Raw genomic sequence first — 847 nt, 5'->3', positions numbered from 1 at the left:
ATAAGGAAGCAAATTTCCACCTGCTGCTCGTCTGTAAACCCAACCTTTTTTCTGTAAGAAGAGAATGAACTGTTTTGATTGCATCTCGAGTATTTTAGCAGCTTCTGTAAGACCGAAGAGTCCATTATGACGCTGTAAGCTTTCAAGAGCCATTGCCTTTGGTTTAAGGGTATTCACTTCGCTTTTTAAGGTCTCTAATTGTGTGACGCTTTCTAAAAGCAGTTTTTTCACAAAGAGAGGGTCTTCTAAAGCGTTTGCAAGGTCTAAAGGTTTCTTTGCACGCCGTTCACATTCAATAAAATATTGACGGGCTTGTTTACCTTTTTCATTACGCTCTACCATGGAAAGTTCTTTTGCCATTTCCAAAGTGAGATGGTAATTAATTGCGATAACAGCTCTAGATTTTGCGCTCGCCAAATTTGGTGACCGCAAATCTTGTGTTTTTATAAAATCTTGTCCTTCTATAAAATTGTATCTGGTAATATGGTCCTTAATCCAATTGGAAAAGTCACGTTTTGCCTCTAAGAATGTATGCAGATCACGTGCATTTACTGTCTGAACAATTTCCTTATCAATGGCTTGTTCTTTAATCTCTATGAGAGTATTCATGATGAACTCCTTTCAAAAAGTTCATATTTTTCAGATGTTACAATAAGGCTTTTCATCATCACTTCCTAAATTAATGAAAACACAAGTTTTGGCATAATATTCTGCCATAGTTTCTATGGCGCTCTGCTTTAGCGATTTTCCTTGCTGCGTAAATTTTGAAGTAATGATTATCGGTTTTATCTGTTTCTATTTCAGATTTTGGACAAATCTTCTGTCTGTTCCATTCTTGTTTTGTAAA

Annotated in this window: 1 protein-coding gene; it reads right to left on the bottom strand. The window is 36.0% G+C overall.

All coding sequences use genetic code 11. From position 1 onward, the window contains the following. A partial coding sequence (locus tag ACFIL8_RS11425) for an antA/AntB antirepressor family protein (RefSeq protein WP_375689894.1) occupies nt 1–609 on the bottom strand: 609 nt, incomplete at its 3' end. Between the last annotated feature and the right edge of the window lie 238 nt (nt 610–847).

Origin of the sequence: Bartonella sp. AP57NXGY (assembly GCF_042195805.1) — a bacterium.
GTDB lineage: Bacteria > Pseudomonadota > Alphaproteobacteria > Rhizobiales > Rhizobiaceae > Bartonella.
The sequence above is the reverse complement of the archived record's forward strand: the minus strand, read 5'-3'. Positions and strand labels throughout refer to the sequence as shown.